We start from the raw sequence: 19,486 nt of genomic DNA, 5'->3' as shown, positions 1-19,486 counted from the left end.
AGCCTTCACTTAGAGCACGTCCATTGAACGCGGAATCGGAATTTTGGTGACATGCTTTGTTTGGCGTGATTCCCTGCCTTCGAATCAGGAGGTATGAATGTCACGAGCGTTCAGCGATGATCTTCGCATTCGAGTTCTGGCTGCGTCTTCGGACGGGATGTCTGCGCGTTCGGCGGCTGCGCGGTTTGGGATCGGGATTTCGACGGCCATTGCCTGGATCGCCAACGCGCGACAGGGTCAACTGACCGCGGGCAAACAGGGTCGACGCTCAGGGTCCAGACTGGATGAGCATGAGGCCTTTATCATCGGCCTTATCGATGACGAGAAAGACATCACGCTCAACGAAATGGTCCTGCGCTTGAGTGAGGAGCGGTCTGTCGTGATCGGCCGCAGTGCTCTTGACGTGTGGCTTCGCAAGCGGGGCTGGACCTTTAAAAAAAGACCGCACATGCATTGGAGCAGGAGCGAGACGACCTTTTGAAACGGCGGCAGGCCTGGTTTGATGGTCAGCTCGATCTCGATCCCGCCAAGCTTATTTTTATCGATGAGACTGGTCTCTCCACGAAGATGTCTCGATTACGCGGGCGATCCCAATGCGGCGAACGCTGCCGGTCAGCGGTTCCTCATGGCCACTGGAAAACCACGACCTTTACAGGGGCGCTTAGGCTTTCCGGAATGACCGCACCGATGGTACTCGACGGACCGATGAACGGCGTGGCATTTTTGGCCTATATCGAGCAGGTTCTGGTGCCGACACTCAGGCCCGGCGACACCGTTATCATGGACAATTTGCCTGCACACAAAGCCGAAGGTGTTCGGCACGCCATAGAAGTTGCTGGTTGCAGGCTGCTCTACCTCCCGCCCTACAGCCCCGATTTTAACCCAATCGAGATGGCCTTTTCCAAACTGAAAGCGCTTCTGCGGGCCAAGGCCGAGCGCTCCGTCGATGCCTTGTGGGATACCGTCGGTAAAATCGTTCCCCTCATCAAACCGCAGGAATGTGCAAACTACTTCGCCGCTGCGGGGTATGACCCGGATTAAAGCGGACGCGCTCTAGATGAAGAAGGGGCGGCAACCCATCGTTGCCGCCCCTTCTTGCATTGTCACGGCGACAAGAAACCGGCTCGCTTCACCGGAAAATCGTGATTATCCATAGCCGCAGCCGCAACAGGAGCCGCCATGGATACCCTCTCCTACGTCACCGTCGATGTCTTCACCTCCACCCGCTTTGAGGGCAATCCGCTTGCCGTCATCGCCGACGCGCGGGGCCTGAGCGATGCTGCGATGCAGAGGATCGCCACCGAGTTCAACTATTCCGAAGTGACCTTCGTCCTGCCGCCGGAAAATCCTGAAAATTCCGCCCGCGTCCGCATCTTCACCCCGACGATGGAAGTGCCCTTCGCCGGCCATCCGAATGTCGGCACCGCCTATGTCCTCGGCCAGCAGGCAGAGATCTTCGGCAAGCCGGTCGGCGAGAAATTACGCTTCGAAGAAAAGGCCGGCATCGTCGAAATCAGCCTGAAACGCAGCGGCGGAAGGATCGCGGCTACAGCCATCCGCGCGCCGCAGCCGCTGACGGTCGGCGATACCATCGCCGAGGAAACCATCGCCGGCTGCGTCTCGCTCGAACCTGACGCCGTCGTCACAACCACCCACGCCCCGGTCTTTGCCTCGGTCGGCCTGAATTTCGCCGTTGCCGAAGTGAGCGGGCTTGAGGCGCTCGCCGCCGCCCGCCCGAATCTTGCCGGTTTCCAGGCGGCTGCCGGCCGCCAGACGACGAGCGGTCATGACTTCTCGCTCTTCGTCTATGCCAGAACATCCGAAAATCCGTGGCATATTCGCGCCCGCATGTTCGCACCGCTTGACAACGTGCCCGAGGACCCGGCAACCGGCAGTGCTTCAGCTGCGCTTGGCGCCTATCTCGTCTCGCTTGCGCCTGATGCGCATATGAACGTCCACATTACCGTCGAACAAGGCGTCGAAATGGGCCGGCGCAGCATCATCGTCCTCGATGTCTCGAAACTCAGCGGCACCGTCACCGATGTCGTCATCTCGGGCAGCTGTGTTCCCGTCATGCGCGGGGAAATCATCCTGCAGGACTGACGATCGCAGGTCGACGACAGGCCTACATCAGGAAATCGCGCAAGAGCAGGTCCAATGCCCAGATCCCGAAAGCGATCAGCGCGATCTTCCAGAAATCCGTCCGCCGCCTGAGGCCGGGGAGCCCGAGCGGCTTGATCAGCTGTATCGCCATGGCAAGGATGAGCAGCAAGGCTATCAGCTTTGTCATGCTTTATTTTTTCCATTTTTCGGAATGTCACAGGACGGACATTTTTCCGCGCCAACACAGGTGCTTCGCACGCCGTAAAGACATTCCGGGGCACAATCAATCATCTTGAGGCTGGGCTCACGCAGCTCATGCCTTATGTCCATTCCAAAATCACTAAGACCGAGTCTGGGGAAATGAAGAGAAACCTTCTGTCCGTCGCCGCGCTGCTGTTTGGCACGCTCTTTCTTTTCATGGGCAACGGCCTGCAGGGCATCCTGCTTCCCGTGCGCGGCAATCTCGAAGGCTATGCCACGACGACGCTCGGCCTGCTCGGCACCTCATGGGCCGGGGGCTTCGTTATCGGCTGCCTGGTGGCGCCGAAACTGGTGCGCCGCGTCGGTCATGTGCGCTCCTTCTCGGGCTTCATCTCGATCATCGCCATCATCGCTCTGGTGAGCGGCATCATTATCCATCCGGTCTGGTGGGTGGTCCTGCGCGCGGCTACCGGCTTCTCCACCGCCGGCACCTCGATGATTATCGAAAGCTGGCTGAACGAGCGCGCCAGCAACGAGAGCCGCGGCGCGATCTTCTCGCTTTATATCGGCATCACGCTGCTCGGCGTCGTCGGCGGCCAGATGATGATCCCGCTCGAGGATGTGCGCACGCCGGTGCTGTTTATGATCTGCGGCATTTTCTATTGCATCGCCATGCTGCCGACGACGCTTTCGACCGCCGCTTCGCCGCAGCCGCTGAAGGCTGTGCGCCTCGACCTGCCGGCGCTCTATCGCAATTCGCCGGTCTCCTGCCTCGGCATCCTGCTCGTCGGCATCGCCAACGGCGCCTATGGCACGCTCGGCGCCGTCTTCGGCGCCGGCGCCGGCCTCTCCGACACCAGCATCGCCGTCATGATGAGTTCCACCATCTTCGCCGGCGCCATGATGCAGCTGCCGGCCGGCCGGCTTTCCGATCGCATCGACCGGCGCTATGTGCTCGCCGCCATGTCCGGGATCGCCGCCCTTGCCGGCTTGCTGATCTTCATGCTCCACCCGACGTCACCAGCCTTGCTGATCGGGCTCGTTGTCCTTTACGGCGCGGTCGCCAATACGCTTTATCCGATCGCCGTCGCCCACGCGAACGACTTCGCGGCATCGGAGGATTTCGTCAAGGTCTCCGGTGGCCTGCTGCTGCTCTACGGCATCGGCACGGTGATCGGCCCGACGATCGGCGGCCCCGTCATGTCGGTGATTACCCCGCACGCGCTTTTCCTCGTCACCGCCATCGCCCACGTGCTGATCACCGTTTACGCCATCATCCGGAGCCGCATCCGCGCCGCCGTCCCGGCCAGCGACCGCGACGCCTATACGACGATCCCGACCGGCACCTCGCCGATGCTGACGCCGCAAAGCATGTCGCTTGCCGATCGCGGCGCCGGCAAACCGACAGAATCCGGCAAGTCTCCCGAAAGCGGCGATCCTGCTGTAAAGTTCGGCTAATGCAAGCCGCCCGGAAGCGTGCAGCGGTTCCCGGGATAAAGCACCTCGCATCAATCAAATTTGATGAAGCGCGCTTTGGTTGAGGATGAATTTTAGCTGGATCGGCCTAAATTCCGATTGCATATATCTTTTTGGCATGCTGCTCCAGGCAGCAATGGAGGAGAACCCATGAGCTTCATCGATGACGACGGGCCGCCGAAGAAGACCGCCCACGAGATCGGCGCCGATCTCTCCATCCTTTCGGTGGATGAGTTGAAGGCGCGGGTGGATTTGCTGAAGGCGGAGATCGCCCGTCTCGAAGCCGAGGCCACCCGCAAGGCCACCGGGCGGCAGGCAGCGGAAAGTTTCTTCCGTTCGTGATCCGAAAAATCCAAAAAAACAAGGCTATAGGTGGATAAATGAGCCCGCCTCAAGTCTTAGTTCGGCACAATGTTAATAAAATATTAAGCTTTATAAGATATTACTGTACTCATCCGGATCTTCTCTGGATCTCAGACAGTTTTCCAAGCGGTGAATTGGTCTGATTTTTCTCCCTGTTTTACCTTGAGAGCCGCTTTTGCGGCTCTTCTTTTTCCTTCTGCCCGGCGCTTCTCCACGAAACTGTGGAGATTAACCCTTTCTTAAGAAACGGCTTGCGCATTTGGGCTAATGATACCATCTTAAAGTCATAAAGACCGGGCTCGGAAACTTTTCCGTCGGTGCCCGCGTTACCTGAATATATGTAGCTGCGTGCAACAGGGACTATTGCGATGTCGGAAGTTGGATTGAACACGATCAGTTTTGCAGGTCGCGCCGCTGCATCCTCGCAGTTCAAGGCACTTTATGCGGAAGGCATGTCGCTGGTCGAAGAGACCGCCGCCTATCTCGACGGCCAGGGCCGCGCCGCTTCCAAGGTTCTGCCGCGGATGGCCTCAGTTCTCTACGCAGCGGAATCGATGCGTCTTACCACCCGTCTCATGCAGATGGCCTCCTGGCTGCTGCTGCAGCGCGCCGTCAACAATGGCGAAATGTCCCGGGACCAGGTGCTGGCCGAGAAGAACAAGGTTCGCCTCGACGGCTTCAACGTCGACCGCGCCGCGCCCGGCTGGGGCGACCTGCCGGAATCCTTCCGCGACCTGGTCGAGCGCTCGCTGCGTCTGCAGAACCGTATCGCTTTGCTCGACCGCGAGATCTACCGCCCGTCCGAAGCCGTGATCGTTCACGACAATCAAAACAGCGTCCAGGCCCAGCTTTCCCTACTGCAGACCGCCTTCGGCAACAACTGACCAGATCCGCAGGAATTCCATACAAACCGGCCGCGTCCGACGCGGCCGGTTTTTCTTTGCCTGAGAACGCCCCTTCCCGACCACACAAAAAAGCCCGGCAAAACCGGGCTCTTTTCGAATTCCGTCGAGCAGAAGGGATTAGAGGCCGAGGCCGCCGAAACGCTTGTTGAACTTGGAAACGCGGCCACCGCGGTCCATGAGCTGCTGGTTGCCGCCGGTCCAGGCCGGGTGCGACTTGGAATCGATTTCGAGGTTCATGACAGCGCCTTCCGAACCCCAGGTCGAGCGGGTTTCGTATTCGGTGCCATCGGTCATGACCACCTTGATCATGTGATAGTCGGGATGGATGCCTGCCTTCATAACAATCTTCCTGCGATACCGGAGTTCAATTTGCCGCATGCAGTTGCGGCCACCGAACCGATTGAATAAATGAAGCCGCAGTCGTGATGGCTACGGCTTCCCATTAGGATGGCGTGCCTATACATGAAGGGCGCCTAGATAACAAGAGCCAACAGGCCGCATTGCGCGGGTCCTGAGGGTGATCGGAGACGATTTGGCAGAGCAGGCACGGGCTGAGGAAAACAAAAGGCGGTCGTTACGGCCGCTCGGCAGGCTGACGCCCTACGTCATGCGTTATCGCGGCCTGGTGGCCGGTGCACTGACGTCGCTGGCGCTTGCCGCCGTCACCTCGCTGGCGCTGCCGCTCGCCGTGCGTCGCATGATCGACCACGGCTTCACCCAGTCCGACGGCCGCTTCATCAACAGCTACTTCGCCATGCTGATGATCATGGCCGTCGTGCTCGCGGTAGCAAGCGCACTGCGCTATTATTTCGTCATCACCATCGGTGAGCGCATTGTCGCCGATCTTCGCCGCGATGTCTTTTCTCACGTGACACGGCTGTCGCCCTCCTTCTTCGACGTCAACCAGTCCGGCGAGATCGTCTCGCGCCTGACCGCCGATACGACGCAGATCAAATCCGCCGTCGGCGCCACGGCCTCGGTGGCGCTCAGAAACCTCATCCTCTGTATCGGCGCGATGGGTATGATGATCGTCACCTCGCCGAAGCTTTCGAGCCTCGTCATTGGGGCAATCCCGCTGATCGTCTTCCCGCTCGTCGCCTTCGGCCGCTCGGTCCGCAAACGCTCCCGCGCCGCCCAGGATACGCTCGCCGATGCCTCCGCCTTCGCCAACGAGACGATCGCCGCGACCCGCACCGTCCAGGCCTTCAACGGCGAAGATGCCGCAGCGACACGCTACGGCATCGCCGTCGAATCCGCCTATGAAGCGGCCCGCGCCGCCATCCGCTCGCGCGCGCTGCTGACCGGGATCGCCATCACGCTGATCTTCGGCAGCGTCGTCGCCGTGCTCTGGGTCGGCGCACACAGCGTGCTTGCCGGCACGCTTTCGGCCGGCACGCTCGGCCAGTTCCTGCTCTATGCCGTCATCTCCGCCGGTTCGCTGGGCGCCTTGTCGGAGGTCTGGGGCGAACTCTCGCAGGCGGCCGGTGCTGCCGACCGGCTGACCGAGCTTCTTGACGAAGTTTCGCCGATCGCAGCCCCCGCCCACCCGCAGTCTCTTCCTTCGCCCAGCCTTGGCCGCGTCGAATTTTCCGACGTCCATTTTGCCTATCCCTCGCGCCCCGGCAAATCGGCGCTGCATGGCTTGAGCTTCACGATTGCGCCGGGCGAAACCGTTGCCATTGTCGGCCCTTCCGGCGCCGGCAAGAGCACCGTCTTTTCGCTGCTGCTGCGTTTCTACGATCCGCAGCAGGGCAGCGTGACGATCGATGGTGTCGACGCGCCGCTGACCACCCCCGACGAGCTGCGCCGGCGCATTGCCATCGTGCCGCAGGATGTCACCATCTTTGCCGCCTCGATCCATGACAACATCGCCTTCGGCCGTCCCGGAGCCTCGCGTGACGAAATCCGCGCCGCAGCCCTTGCCGCCCAGGCCGACGAATTCATCACCCGGCTGGATCAGGGTTATGAGACCGAGGTCGGCGAACGCGGCATTACGCTCTCCGGCGGCCAGCGCCAACGCGTCGCCATCGCTCGTGCCATCCTGAAGAACGCGCCTGTGCTGCTGCTCGACGAAGCGACGTCGGCGCTCGACGCCGAAAGCGAGACGTTGGTGCAAAAGGCGCTTGACGGCCTTGTCGACGGCCGCACGACGCTCGTCATCGCCCATCGCCTGGCAACCGTGTTGAAGGCCGACCGCATCCTCGTCATGGATCAGGGCCGCGTCGTCGAAGAAGGCACCCATCAGAGCCTGATCCGCCACGGCGGCATCTATGCACGGCTCGCACGGCTGCAATTCGACGCCGCCAACGAGGATGTGCTCGCCGCAACGAAATAGGCGGTCATCCGCTTCTGTGCGACCAAAGTCTGACCTCTCACACGCCCACCACGGTGGTCGTTCGCGTATCCTACCCTACCCTATTCATGCCCCCGGGGTGGGGATATCGCTGTTGAAATTCTTGGGAGGAGGCGGGAATGGCGCCTTTTGATATGACGCGACGTTTGCGGGCGCTGGCGGTGACAACGGCCGCGCGCCCTCCTTTCCCGATGCGCCGACGGTCGCCGAGTCAGGCATACCGGGATGCGAGACCTATACCTGGAATGCGCTTTTCGCCCCGGCCAAGACGCCGAGCGAGGTCGTGATGCGACTCAATGCCTCGGCCAACAAAGCGCTTAAAGACCCGGCCGTTGCCGAACGGATGAAGGAATTCAGCGCCACCATCGTCGGCTCGACGCCGGATGAACTCGCCGCCGATGTCAAGGCCGAGCTCGCCAAATGGGGTCCGGTGGTCAAGGGCGCGAACATCCAGATGGAATGACGTCTGCGGCGCAGACCCCTCCGGTTGCGTCCCTGGGAGCGGCGACAATTGGACGCCGAGCAGCCAATTCTAATTAAGGCAGTGGAAAAGCTCGCCATTTTGATCTAGCTTCCCTGACGCTGATGGTTGCAATTCAGCGTTTCGGGAGACATCCATGTATAAATTCGAAGTTTATAAGGATAAGGCCGGCGAGTTCCGCTTCCGCTTCAAGGCATCGAACGGGGAAACCATGTTCCTTTCCGAAGGCTACAAGGCGAAGGCGTCCGCCATGAGTGCCATCGAATCGATCAAGAAGAACACGCCAAGCGCCGACGTCGTCGACCAGACGAAGGCCGAAGCCTGAGCAGAATGGCGGCGGCGGCGTAAAACGCCGCCCTGCCTCTCCGCGCGCCGATAAGCAATGCCGCACCTCGCGTCCGGCCTGGTTGCTTGTGATCTCCGCGCCATTTTTCTTTTTTGCAGATTTCTTGAAAACCATGTCGAAATGACCGCTGGTCGCGCCTCATTGTCTCGGAACGGCTGAACCGCTCCACCGGGCGTCACGGCTTTCGGGATATTCCCGATATGGCGATGCCCGGATCAACGCCACAACGAGATTAGGAGTTTCCCATGCAATATGCTCTCATCATTCGCGAAACCGCCGAGGATTTCGCCAACCGCAGCGATCCGGCCTATCGCGACGGCTGGGTCGCCTACAGCAAGGCGCTTGCCCAGGCGGGGATCATGACCGGCGGCGCCGGGCTGACGGCGCCGGAGACCGGTACGATCGTGCGCCGCAAAGGCGAGGATCACGACGTTCAGGACGGCCCCTATCCGGAAGGCAAGGAACAGCTCGGCGGTTTCTATCTGATCGAAGTCCCCGACATGGACACAGCGCTCGAATGGGCAACACGCGTTCCGATCTCCGACAGGGGTTCGGTCGAGGTGCGTCCGCGCCTGCAGATGTGAGGCGGCGATGCCGCCCGATGCCGGGCGCGCCGCCGAACAGGTGGCGCGTCAGTCCTACGGCAAACTGATCGCCTTTCTCGCCGCCCGCTCGCGTGACGTGCCGGCGGCGGAAGACGCATTGTCGGAAGCGCTGGCTTCGGCCCTTCGCGTCTGGCCGGAGCGCGGCGTTCCCGACAAGCCGGAAGCCTGGCTGCTGGTGGCCGCACGCCGCAACCTGATGCAGGCCGCCCGCCGCCGCACCGTCGCGGCCAATGCGCAGACGACGATAACCGTCGCTTTCGAGGAGGCGGAGGAATGCATGAACGAGGCCGGCAAAGCCGTCTTTCCCGATGAGCGGCTGAAGCTGCTTTTCGCCTGCACCCATCCCGCCATCGACAGCTCCGTGCATACGGCGCTAATGTTGCAGACCGTTCTCGGCATCGAGGCGAAAACCATCGCACGGGCCTTCGTCGTTTCACCGGAGGCGATGAGCCAGCGGCTGGTGCGGGCCAAGGTCAAGATCCGCGATGCCGGCATTCCCTTCGCCGTTCCCCCTCGCCCCGCTCTGCCGGAGCGGCTCGCTGCCGTGCTTTCGGCGATCTACGCCGCCTACGGCCTCGGATGGGACGGTCTCGACGGCGAGGAGGAGCGCCATTCGCTTGCCGGCGAAGCGATCTGGCTCGGCCGTGCGCTTCTCGCGGTGCTGCCCGATGAACCGGAAGCGATCGGCCTGTTGTCGCTGATGCTTCACTGCGAGGCCCGCCGCAGTGCCCGGCGTGACCGTAATGGCCGCTATGTGCCGCTGGACGAGCAGGATACGGCGGCCTGGAGCGCCATCATGATCGCCGAGGCGGATGCGCTGCTGCGCAAGGCCGGAGCTTTCGACCGTTTCGGTCCCTTTCAGTGCCAGGCTGCGATCCAGTCCGTGCATGCGGCGCGCCGGCTTTCGGGAACGACCGACTGGCAGGCGCTGACAACGCTCTACGCGGCGCTGGTCACGATGAAACCCACGCTCGGCGCACGCGTCGCCGAAGCAGCGGTGATCGGCAGGGCCTTGAGCGCCACCGCCGGCCTGGAGCGGCTCGACAGGCTCGATCCGCGCGATACCGCTGCCTATCAGCCCTATTGGGCCGTGCGTGCCTTTCTTCTGGCACGCGCCGGCGACGATGCCGCAGCAATCGACGCCTACATGACGGCGATCGGCCTCAGCGATAGTCCCGCCGTGCGCGATTTTCTCGCCGACCGGCTGAAGGAGGCGCGGCAAGGGACGGCAGGTTGATTATTTCTCGGTCAGCTTCAGCTCGATGCGGCGGTTGGTGGCGCGCGCATCCGGCGTTTCGCCGGGCGCAATCGGCTGGAACTCGCCGAAGCCGGCAGCAACCAGCCGGTCGGCCGGCACGCCCTGTGCAATCAGGAACTTGACGACCGAAATCGCGCGCGCCGAGGAGAGCTCCCAATTGTCGCGGTAGCGGCCGGTTCCGGCAAGCGGCACATTGTCGGTATGGCCGTCGACACGCAGCACCCAATTGATCTCCGGCGGAATTTCCTTGGCGAGATCGAGAAGGGCGGCGGCGAGTTTGCCCATCTCGGTCTGTCCCTCCGGGTTGAGATCGGCGCCGCCCGAGGGAAACAGCACTTCCGATTGGAAGACGAACCGGTCGCCTACGATGCGGATATTCTCGCGGTCCGAAAGGATCTCGCGCAGGCGGCCGAAAAAGTCGGAACGGTAGCGGTTCAATTCCTGCACGCGCGCAGCGAGCGCAACGTTGAGGCGGCTGCCGAGATCGGCGATCTTAGTCTGCGAGACCCGGTCTTTCTCCTCCGAAGCCTGAAGGGCCGCTTCGACGGCGGCGATCTGGCTTCGAAGTGCCGCGATCTGCTGGTTCAGCAGCTCGACCTGGCTCAGCGCCCGCTCGCTGACCTGCTTCTGCTCGTCAAGCTCCTGCGTCATCGTGCCGATCCGCTTCTGCGCAGCGTCCTGGCCGCCCGATCCGGCGTTCAGCAGCGCCTGCAGCCGCGACCGATCGCCCTCGGCACTGGCAAGCGAGGCCTGCAGATTGGCGACCGAATCCTGCAGGTCCTGATTGCTGCCCTTTTCCAGCGCAAGAAGCTGCGTCAGCTCGTTGATCTGACTGTTGAGGCGACTGAGCACCTCATCGCGTCCGGTGATCTCGCGGCTGAGGATGAACTGCCCGACGACGAAGACCGTCAGCAGGAACATGATTGCGATGAGCAGCGTCGACAGCGCGTCAACGAAACCCGGCCAATAATCCACCGTGCGTTCACGGCGCCGGTTGCGGGCTAGAGCCATGGCTTACTTGCCCTCGCTCTTTTCTGCCTGGCTGGCGCGGTCGCGCACGCGCTCGCTCCGGTCGCCGGCGCGCTCCTGAACGCCAATGCGTTCGGCCAGCCGGTCGAGCGTGCGGCGCATCGCCTTGGCCTCGTCCTGCTGCGCCTCGATCCAGTCGCGCAGCATCTGCTGCTCGTTGCGCATGTTCTTGACCAGACCCTGAATGCCTTCGGCAAGGCTCGCCATGGCGGCGACGGAGCGCTGGCTGCCGGCACCCCCTTCCTCGGAGACCTTGCGCAGATAATCGGAGAGCGCACGCATATCGTCCGACGAAGCGCCGGCAACAGCATCGAGGGCCGGCGCCAGGTCGGAACCGACATCGGTGACCGAGGAGAGCCAGTTTTCCAGCTCCATGTAAAAACGGTTCTGTGCGCGGCCGGCCTGAAGGTCGAGGAAGCCGAGAATGAGCGAGCCGGAAAGGCCGAGCAGCGAGGAGGAGAAGGCCTGGCCCATGCCCGAAAGCGGCGTGGAAAGCCCTTCCTTCAGAGCCGCGAGCACATCCCCCGTGCCGTTCGAGCCGGCATCGAGCGACTGAATGACCATGCTGATCGAACCGATCGTGCCGATCAGGCCCCAGAAGGTGCCGAGCAGGCCGAGGAAAACCAGAAGGCCGATGAGGTAGCGCGAGACATCGCGCGATTCGTCGAGGCGGGTGGCGATGGAATCGAGGATCGAGCGTAATGCCGTCGTCGACAGCGCCACCGAGGACTTGCGGCTGCCGATCAGCGCCCGCATCGGCGCGAGCAGCCGCGGATTGCGGTTGACCTTGTCGGCGCTGCCGGCGGCGCGGAACGAATTGAACCAGCGCACTTCGGGGCGAAGCGCCAGCACATGGTTGAAAACAAGAATGATTCCGACTGCGAGAACGCCGACGATCAGGCCGTTGAGGCCAGGATTGTGCATGAAGGCGGTCTGCGTCTGCCGGAAGAGGATGGCGGCGATAAAACCGACGATGACGAGGAAAAGCAGCATCGTCCAGAGGAAGGGCATGGGGCTCGAAAGCCTGTAGGCATAACCGCTGGCCGTCTTTTCGGTGGAGCCGATCTCCGCCACATTCACATTTTCCATAGGGTCCGCTGCCTCCGGAGTCATTGCTGGCGGAGACTAGAGCAACATTGTGCCGAATTGAAGTATGCCGAGGCGAAAACCGTGACTTTACAACAGCCGGATTTCCGCCCGCTTACTTGGCGGGAATTGGCCGCTTGACGACTTCGATCAGCGCCTTGTGGATGGCTTCGTTGCCGGCGACGATCGCGCCGCTCTCCAGAATCGCCGCCCCGCCGTCCCAATCGGTGGCGAACCCGCCGGCTTCGCGGATGAGCAGGATGCCGGCCGCCATATCCCACGGCGCAAGCTCGGCTTCCCAGAAGCCATCGAAACGCCCGGCGGCGACATAGGCGAGATCGAGCGTCGGCGATCCCAAGCGGCGGATACCCGCCACTTCGCCCATCACGTGGCGAAGCTCGACCAGGAACTTGCCGTGATTGCGCTTGCCGAGCGCCGGCACGCCGCAGCCGATGACGCAATCCGACAGCGCGCGACGTGCGGCGACGCGCAGGCGCCGGTCGTTGAGGAAGGCGCCACCGCCGCGCTCGGCGGTATAGAGTTCGTCGGTCGCCGGATTGAAGATGACCGCGGCGACAATTTCGCCATTGCGTTCGAGCGCGATCGAGACGGCGAAGGCCGGGATGCCGTGCAGGAAGTTCGTCGTGCCGTCGAGCGGATCGACGATCCAGCGATGCGCGCCGTCCGTGCCCTTGATCTCCTCGCTTTCCTCGCCGAGGAAGCCATAGGTCGGACGCGCCTTCAGCAGCTCCTCCCTGACGATCTTCTCGGCCTTGCGGTCGGCGGTGGAAACGAAGTCGCCCGGTCCCTTCACGGAAACCTGCAGGTTCTGCACTTCGCCGAAATCACGCCCCAGCGATTTTCCTGCCTTGAGGGCAGCCTGAACCATGACATTGAGAAGAGCTGAACGGGCCATCGGCGCATTTCCTTGGGACTGATACGGGGTGCGCGCTGCCAGGGGCGGGAAGTGTCCCTGAACTTGCATGACAGGCAGCGCTGCAAAGATTGGCGGCCTCAAGACCACAAAATCAGGGAAATTTCAAGGGCCGGCGCGCATGGCTGCCATCCTGTGCCGGAAACCGGGATTGATACTGGACTGTCGGACAAACAGTCTCAGAATTTCTGCTGCGTCATCAGCACTTCGCGGGCGATCTGATCGAGCGGCAGGATACGGTCGACGCCGCCCTTGGCGATCGCCTCTTTCGGCATGCCGAAAACGACCGAACTCGCCTCGTCCTGCGCCACCGTGTAGGCGCCGGCCTCATGCATTTCCAGCATGCCGCGCGCACCATCGTCACCCATGCCGGTCATGATGATCCCCATGGCGTTCGAGCCGGCCGAGCGCGCCGCCGAACGAAAGAGCACGTCGACGGAAGGCCGGTGCCGCGACACCAGCGGCCCGGTCTTCACGCTCACATAATAGCGCGCACCCTGGCGTTCGAGCAGCATGTGCTTGTCGCCGGGCGCGATCAGCACATGGCCGCGCAGCACGGGATCGCCGTCGACGGCTTCCTTGACCTCGACCTCGCAGAGACCGTTCAGCCGCTTGGCGAAGGCGGCGGTGAATTTCTCCGGCATATGCTGGACAATCACCATGCCAGGCGCATTGGCCGGCAGTTCCTCCAGGAACTCGCGCAGCGCCTCCGTGCCGCCGGTGGAGGCGCCAACGCAGACCACCATTTCCGTCGTCTTCGCCATCGCCCGCCCCGTCGGCGGCGGCAGCATCGCATCCGCCGTCAGCTTCTTGGTCGGTCCGTCGGCCGAGGCCGACCGGATGGTTCCGGCAGCGCGGCGGACGGTGGTAAGCCGCGCATGCGAGGCGCTCTTGACGATTTCGCGAATGCGTATCGCATCATCGGAAAGACTGTCGGCGGCCCCGATCTTCGATTTCAGAATGACGTCGACGGCGCCGGCCTCCAGCGCCTGGATCAGCGTTTCCGAACCGGCTTCCGTCAGCGACGAGCACATCACGACAGGGATCGGCCGCTGCGCCATCAGCTTGCGCAGGAAGGTGATGCCGTCCATGCGCGGCATCTCGACATCGAGCGTGATGACGTCGGGGATTTCCTCCAGCAGCTTGCGCGCCGCCACGAACGGGTCGGACGCCACCGCCATGATCTCGATATCGGGATCCTGCTCCAGCACATGCGTCAGCGTCTGACGGATGCTGGCGGAATCGTCGATGATGAGAACGCGGATTTTCTTCGCCATGAAGCCTCTAAATGCGCTGAAACACCGTGTTCGAGACCTGCTTCAACGGCAGATCGAAACCGGTGATCGATTCGGAATGGCCGATGAACATGTACCCTCCCTTCGCCAGGCAATCGCAGAGGCGGTTGAGCACGCCGGCCTGAGTCTGCTTGTCGAAGTAGATCAGCACATTGCGGCAGAAGATGACGTGCATCGGCTCGCCGATCGGGTATTTCTCGTCCATCAGGTTCATGCGGGCAAAACCGATCCTGCTGCGCAGTTTCGGCGTGATGCGCACCTCCCGCCGATCCGGCTGCTTGGCCATCAGCACGTATTTGCGCTGCAGGTCGCGCGGCACCGGCGCGATGAGATCTTCCGGGTAGATGCCCCGACGGGCCGTCTGCAGCACGTCGGTGGAAAGATCGGTCGCCAGCACGCTGTAGGAGACGTCGTTGCGGCCTTCGGTGAACTCCGCCAGAACCATCGCCATCGTATAGGGTTCGGCGCCCGTTGAGCAGGCTGAACTCCAGGTACGAATGGTGCGGACGCCGCTGCCGGCGATCGCCGGCAAGGCCACGCTCTGCATATAGTCAAAATGTTTGGCTTCGCGGAAGAAGTCGGTCTTGTTGGTCGTCACCACGTCGATCAGGTAGACGGTTTCCTGGGCAAGGCCGTCTTGATTGAACAGGAAGTCGCAATAATCGTCGAAGGTCGCATGATTGGTTGCGCGAAGGCGGCGCCTCAGCCGCCCCTCGAGCATCGTCAGCTTGGTCGGCGGCATCTTGATGCCGCTATAGTCGTAGATGAACCGGGCAAGCTTATCGAAATTGCGCTTGCTGATCCGGTCCCCCGGCAATTGGGTTTCCACCGCTGCTGCCATACTCATAAAACGCGGTACTCCGAGTGACGCGGCGGTCAGGCCGCCGATTGCAGTGCAGAGGCGTCCTCGCGCGACAGCAGCCGCGCGAGATCGATGATGACGACAAAGCCGTTCTCACGGCGAACGACGCCGGCAATATAATCCGAGCGCCAGCGCACGCCGATATCGGGCGCCGCCTCGATCTGGTCACGCCGAAACGGCGTGACCTCGAAGACGCGGTCGGCAACGAGGCCGAGAGTGAGAAGCCGGCTTTCCATCGGCACGTCGAGGACGAGCACCCGCGTATGCGGTGTCGGCTCGGTCTTCGTCATGCCGAGCTTCAATCGAAGATCGATCGTCGGCACGCCCTGCCCGCGCACATCGCGCAGGCCGAGCAGATAGTCGGGACCATTCGGAATCTTGAAAGCTTCCGCATAGTCGAGGATTTCCCGGACGACCTCGACCGGCACGGCGAAAATCTCCTCACCGAGGCTGAAGGTCACGAATTGCGCTTCCAGAGATGTTGGAGCCATGATCAGGCGCTTTCCTTGAATTCGACGTCCCCATCATCTGGACCGCCCATGGAGAGATCGAGAGCGAAACCTTTCACCCGCGCCTGCTGGCTGGCGACCCTGTTGGCGGCCGGATTCTTGGACGCAGCCTTGCGGGCGGCGCCCGGAGCCGGGCTGCGCACGGTCAATCTGGCGACCGGCGTGCGGGACTGGCGGTTGCCTGCCGTATCGACCTTGAAGAAAGCGATCGAGGCCTGCAGTTCTTCGGCCTGGCTCGCAAGCTCTTCGGAAGTGGCGGACATCTGCTCGGAGGCGCCGGCATTCTGCTGTGTGACCTTGTCGAGCTGCTGGATCGCCTCGTTAATCTGCGCTGCACCGACATCCTGTTCTCGGCAGGCGGCGCTGATCTCGGCAACGAGTTCCGCCGTCTTGCGGATATCAGGCACCAGCCGGCCGAGCATGTCGCCGGCCTCTTGGGCAGCCTTGACGGTATCGCCCGACATCGAGCTGATCTCGGCGGCGGCCGATTGGCTGCGTTCGGCAAGTTTGCGCACCTCCGAGGCCACGACCGCAAAGCCCTTACCATGTTCACCCGCACGAGCGGCCTCGACCGCGGCGTTGAGAGCGAGAAGATCGGTTTGGCGGGCGATTTCCTGAACGATGCCGATCTTCTCGGCGATGGTCCGCATCGCCTGCACGGCGCGCGTCACCGCGTCACCGCTGGCTTCGGCATCCTTGGCCGACTGGCGGGCAATCTTCTCTGTCTGCGCGGCATTGTCGGCGTTCTGCTTGATATTGGCAGCCATCTCTTCCATTGAGGCGGAAGCCTCTTCGGCGGAAGCGGCCTGTTCCGAGGCGCCCTGCGACACCTGCTCGGAACTTGCCGAAAGCTCCTGGCTGCCGGCCGAAACATTTTCGGCGGCCGAGATCGCATCGGCGACGACGCCGCGCAGCCGCTCGACCATCTGCTCCAGCGCGATACCAAGCGTATCCTTCTCCGAGAGCGGCTTCGGCGATACCATCAGGTCGCCGTTCGAAATCTGGTTGGCGATCGTCGCGGTGTTGCGCAGGTTCGCCGTCATCCGGCTCATCGACTGCACGAGATCGCGGATCTCGTCATTGCTCTTGTGCTCGATATTCTGCTCGAGATCGCCGATGCTGACAGCGTCGGCTAGGCTGACGGCCCGTTTCAAGCCGCGTGAGATGTTGAGCAGGATCCAGATCGCGGCCGCCGAGGAGATGACGATCAGGACGATCGTCATCATGACAAGCAGGTTGCGCGACTGCGCGTACTGGTCGTTGGTGGCCGCATCCGTTTCAGCGAAATTACCGGCCACCGTGTCGTTCAGCTTGGCGAGGACACCAAGCAGATGGATCGTCACCTGCTGGCCTTCGCCCATCGAGATGACACCGGCCTGTGCATTGGATTCCGTCGTATTCTCAGTGGCGAGACCGGCGATCCGGTCCTGCAGCGCGGTCCATTTGCCGTAGAGATCGCCGAACTCGGCCATCGCGGTCTTGATCTCCGGGTCAGCGGACGCGGCAAGGCGGCTCCGGAGCGTTTTGATGAGATCCCGCTGTTGCGAGATCTCGTCGACATAGCCGCCGATCTTGCTGGCATCGGTATTGATGATCGCGTCCTTTTCGGCGCGAATGGAACGCATCACGGCGTCGGAAAGACCGCCGGAATCGCGCAGGTTGGCGACAGGGCCGGCAACCATGATCGAGATCTCGCCGTTCAGTGACGACAGATTGTAGATCGAAAGGCCGGCCATGGCGCAGGTGAGAAGAACGATGAAACCGAACACCATGCTCAGTTTGAGTTTGATTGTGAAGCGCATCCTAACACCCCTATAGAATTGCTGCGAATATCCTGCGAGCTTCATGTGCGCAGTGGTGAAGACGCCTCATGCGTTCCCGGCGCTGCCGGTACCTCCGGCACGTCCATACGCCGGTCTCGTTTGAAACGCGGCTGTAGCCAGCCGCCCTTTTCTCAATTGGGGAGCGCTAAGCGCTCTCCTTGAATTCATCATCGACAGTGTCGGGACCGCCCATCGACATATCGAGAGCGAAGCCCTTCACCCGCGCCTGCTGGCCGGCGACGCTGTTGGCGGCCGGTTTCTTGGAGGCGGGCTTGCGGGTGGCGCCTGGAGCCGGGCTCCGGACCGTCATTCTGGCAGCCGGTGCGCGATCACGGCGGCTGCCAGCCGTATCGACCTTGAAGAAGGCGATCGACGTCTGCAGCTCTTCGGCCTGTGAGGCGAGCTCCTCAGATGTCGCAGACATCTGCTCGGAAGCGCCGGCATTCTGCTGGGTGACCTTGTCGAGCTGTTGGATCGCTTCGTTGATCTGGGCCGCGCCGATATCCTGTTCGCGGCAGGCGGCACTGATCTCGGAAACCAGCTCGGCCGTCTTTCGGATGTCCGGCACCAAGCGGCCGAGCATATCGCCGGCATCGGCGGCAGCCTTGACCGTATCGCTCGACATCGAGCTGATCTCGGCCGCAGCCGACTGGCTGCGTTCGGCAAGCTTGCGAACCTCCGAAGCGACGACCGCAAACCCTTTGCCGTGTTCGCCGGCACGCGCCGCTTCCACGGCGGCGTTGAGCGCCAGCAGATCGGTCTGGCGGGCGATCTCCTGGACGATGCCGATCTTCTGGGCGATCGTGCGCATGGCGTCCACAGCGCGTGTCACCGCCTCACCGCTCATCTCCGCGTCCTTGGCCGACTGGCGGGCGATCTTTTCCGTCTGGGCGGCATTGTCGGCATTCTGCTTGATGTTGGCGGCCATTTGCTCCATCGAGGCGGAAGCCTCTTCGGCCGAAGCAGCCTGTTCGGTGGCGCCCTGCGAGACCTGCTCGGAGCTTGCGGAAAGCTCCTGACTGCCGGAAGAGACATTGTCGGCGGCCGACAATGCATCGGCGACGACGCCACGCAGGCGCTCGATCATGATGTTGACGTTGCCGAGAAGCTCGCCGATTTCGTCGCGGCTGGTGATATCCGCCATCTTCGTCAAATCGCCTTCCGACACTTCGCGAACCACGGTATTGGCCCGGCTGAGGCCCTTGCTGATCGTGCTGGCGATCCAGAAGGCGGTAATGGCCGCAACCACCAGGGCAAAGCCGGCTACCGCCATCATCATCGTGCGTGTGGTCGTATACTGCGCGTCGGCGCCATCGTCGGCAGCCTTCATGCGCTGCTTCTCGAGAGTGAGGATTTCGCCAAGCGTCGAGTCGATATCGTTGGCAGCAGCCCGGGCTGACGTGACGGAGACGGTATTTGCGCCTTCGGCGTTCCCGGCCTTCACATAGTCGCGGAGCTGATCGTCGGCTGCATTGAATGTCTTGGAAAGTTCCGCGATGCGCGCCCAGCGAATCTTGCCCTCTTCAGTTGCCAGCGTCAGGACCTGGCTAAAGGCATCAGCGAACTCTTTGCGGGCCTGATCGCCCTTGGCGATCGCGCCGGCTGTCTCCTCGGCAGTGCGGGCGGTGAGCAGGTTCTTTTGCTGACGGATGGCCTCGAGCTGGGCAATGCTGATTTGCTGTGCGAGGTCGAGACGGGCCGCCGGACCGGAAAGCAGATTGCCGATCGTGTCGTTCAGCGATCCAAGGCTGACGATGCCGTAGGCAGCGGTGCCAATCAGCATAAGGATGATGAAGGTGAACGCAGTCACCAATTTTGTCTTGATTGTCAATCGCATCGGTTTAACCCCAACCTGAA

At 62.3% G+C, this 19,486-nt stretch carries 19 protein-coding genes and 1 pseudogene; 10 read left to right on the top strand and 10 right to left on the bottom strand.

Features of this window, described 5'->3' with window-relative positions; translation table 11 throughout:
- Positions 1-97 precede the first annotated feature (97 nt).
- Together ACS4RS_RS11345 and ACS4RS_RS11340 are read left to right on the top strand one after the other, a co-directional pair.
- Positions 98-1,041, top strand: a protein-coding gene (locus tag ACS4RS_RS11345; protein ID WP_197727565.1) for an IS630 family transposase whose coding sequence is annotated in 2 segments (ribosomal slippage) — positions 98-434 and positions 434-1,041 — 945 coding nt in all. Because the reading frame shifts where the segments join, the coding sequence is not laid out codon by codon here.
- A gap of 138 nt (positions 1,042-1,179) precedes the next feature.
- Positions 1,180-2,103 carry a PhzF family phenazine biosynthesis isomerase gene (locus ACS4RS_RS11340; protein ID WP_439010886.1) on the top strand — a complete coding sequence of 308 codons (924 nt, stop codon included), beginning with the start codon at positions 1,180-1,182 and terminating at the stop codon, positions 2,101-2,103.
- Positions 2,104-2,125: 22 nt separating this feature from the next.
- On the opposite strand, the gene ACS4RS_RS11335 is transcribed toward ACS4RS_RS11340, so the two are convergent.
- Positions 2,126-2,290, bottom strand: coding sequence for a hypothetical protein (locus tag ACS4RS_RS11335; protein WP_012558870.1), 165 nt, complete (start codon positions 2,288-2,290; stop codon positions 2,126-2,128).
- Between the two features lie 173 nt (positions 2,291-2,463).
- On the opposite strand from ACS4RS_RS11335, the gene ACS4RS_RS11330 reads away from it, so the two are divergent.
- The 3 genes from ACS4RS_RS11330 (at position 2,464) to rcdA (ending at position 5,027) form a co-directional block, all read left to right on the top strand.
- On the top strand, positions 2,464-3,762 hold the full coding sequence (locus ACS4RS_RS11330; protein ID WP_439010887.1) for an MFS transporter: 1,299 nt from the start codon (positions 2,464-2,466) through the stop codon (positions 3,760-3,762).
- A 168-nt stretch (positions 3,763-3,930) separates the two neighbouring features.
- Positions 3,931-4,122 (top strand): DUF1192 domain-containing protein, encoded by a 192-nt coding sequence (locus ACS4RS_RS11325; protein WP_439010888.1) that lies wholly within the window; start codon positions 3,931-3,933, stop codon positions 4,120-4,122.
- A 389-nt stretch (positions 4,123-4,511) separates the two neighbouring features.
- Complete coding sequence (gene rcdA / locus ACS4RS_RS11320) at positions 4,512-5,027, top strand: protease adaptor protein RcdA (protein ID WP_003542804.1); 516 nt, start codon at positions 4,512-4,514, stop codon at positions 5,025-5,027.
- A gap of 138 nt (positions 5,028-5,165) precedes the next feature.
- Here the strand turns inward: rcdA and rpmE are convergent, their stop codons facing one another.
- Positions 5,166-5,387: a 50S ribosomal protein L31 gene (gene rpmE, locus ACS4RS_RS11315; protein WP_003566413.1), complete on the bottom strand. Its 222-nt coding sequence runs from the start codon at positions 5,385-5,387 to the stop codon at positions 5,166-5,168.
- A gap of 193 nt (positions 5,388-5,580) precedes the next feature.
- On the opposite strand from rpmE, the gene ACS4RS_RS11310 reads away from it, so the two are divergent.
- The 5 genes and pseudogenes from ACS4RS_RS11310 (at position 5,581) to ACS4RS_RS11290 (ending at position 10,070) form a co-directional block, all read left to right on the top strand.
- Positions 5,581-7,383 carry an ABC transporter transmembrane domain-containing protein gene (locus tag ACS4RS_RS11310; RefSeq protein WP_439010889.1) on the top strand — a complete coding sequence of 601 codons (1,803 nt, stop codon included), beginning with the start codon at positions 5,581-5,583 and terminating at the stop codon, positions 7,381-7,383.
- Between the two features lie 164 nt (positions 7,384-7,547).
- Positions 7,548-7,864 (top strand): annotated as a pseudogene (locus tag ACS4RS_RS11305) (Bug family tripartite tricarboxylate transporter substrate binding protein); the annotation flags it as partial.
- 154 nt (positions 7,865-8,018) lie between these two features.
- Complete coding sequence (locus ACS4RS_RS11300; protein WP_003566419.1) at positions 8,019-8,207, top strand: YegP family protein; 189 nt, start codon at positions 8,019-8,021, stop codon at positions 8,205-8,207.
- 266 nt (positions 8,208-8,473) lie between these two features.
- Positions 8,474-8,812 (top strand): YciI family protein, encoded by a 339-nt coding sequence (locus ACS4RS_RS11295; RefSeq protein ID WP_439010890.1) that lies wholly within the window; start codon positions 8,474-8,476, stop codon positions 8,810-8,812.
- A gap of 7 nt (positions 8,813-8,819) precedes the next feature.
- Positions 8,820-10,070, top strand: a complete 1,251-nt coding sequence (locus ACS4RS_RS11290) for a DUF6596 domain-containing protein (protein ID WP_439010891.1) — start codon at positions 8,820-8,822, stop codon at positions 10,068-10,070.
- Here ACS4RS_RS11290 and ACS4RS_RS11285 read toward each other — a convergent pair whose 3' ends face one another.
- From ACS4RS_RS11285 to ACS4RS_RS11250, 8 genes are all read right to left on the bottom strand, one after another.
- Positions 10,071-11,102, bottom strand: a complete 1,032-nt coding sequence (locus ACS4RS_RS11285) for a peptidoglycan -binding protein (protein WP_439010892.1) — start codon at positions 11,100-11,102, stop codon at positions 10,071-10,073.
- Positions 11,103-11,105: 3 nt separating this feature from the next.
- The gene (locus ACS4RS_RS11280) at positions 11,106-12,209 is read right to left on the bottom strand and encodes a MotA/TolQ/ExbB proton channel family protein (RefSeq protein WP_054185080.1); all 1,104 of its coding nucleotides are present in this window, start codon (positions 12,207-12,209) and stop codon (positions 11,106-11,108) included.
- A gap of 112 nt (positions 12,210-12,321) precedes the next feature.
- Positions 12,322-13,122, bottom strand: a complete 801-nt coding sequence (locus tag ACS4RS_RS11275) for an inositol monophosphatase family protein (protein WP_088937632.1) — start codon at positions 13,120-13,122, stop codon at positions 12,322-12,324.
- 197 nt (positions 13,123-13,319) lie between these two features.
- Positions 13,320-14,417 carry a chemotaxis-specific protein-glutamate methyltransferase CheB gene (locus ACS4RS_RS11270; RefSeq protein ID WP_439010893.1) on the bottom strand — a complete coding sequence of 366 codons (1,098 nt, stop codon included), beginning with the start codon at positions 14,415-14,417 and terminating at the stop codon, positions 13,320-13,322.
- A 7-nt stretch (positions 14,418-14,424) separates the two neighbouring features.
- Positions 14,425-15,282: a CheR family methyltransferase gene (locus tag ACS4RS_RS11265; protein WP_439010894.1), complete on the bottom strand. Its 858-nt coding sequence runs from the start codon at positions 15,280-15,282 to the stop codon at positions 14,425-14,427.
- Positions 15,283-15,311: 29 nt separating this feature from the next.
- The gene (locus ACS4RS_RS11260; protein ID WP_003590275.1) at positions 15,312-15,788 is read right to left on the bottom strand and encodes a chemotaxis protein CheW; all 477 of its coding nucleotides are present in this window, start codon (positions 15,786-15,788) and stop codon (positions 15,312-15,314) included.
- A gap of 2 nt (positions 15,789-15,790) precedes the next feature.
- Positions 15,791-17,608 (bottom strand): methyl-accepting chemotaxis protein, encoded by a 1,818-nt coding sequence (locus tag ACS4RS_RS11255; protein WP_439010895.1) that lies wholly within the window; start codon positions 17,606-17,608, stop codon positions 15,791-15,793.
- Positions 17,609-17,774: 166 nt separating this feature from the next.
- Positions 17,775-19,466, bottom strand: coding sequence for a methyl-accepting chemotaxis protein (locus ACS4RS_RS11250; protein WP_439010896.1), 1,692 nt, complete (start codon positions 19,464-19,466; stop codon positions 17,775-17,777).
- Between the last annotated feature and the right edge of the window lie 20 nt (positions 19,467-19,486).

It is taken from the genome of Rhizobium sp. F40D2, from assembly GCF_051810745.2.
In the GTDB taxonomy this organism is placed as follows: Bacteria; Pseudomonadota; Alphaproteobacteria; order Rhizobiales; family Rhizobiaceae; genus Rhizobium.
Note: the sequence above shows the minus strand (reverse complement) of the source record. Positions and strands in the feature narration are given on the sequence as shown.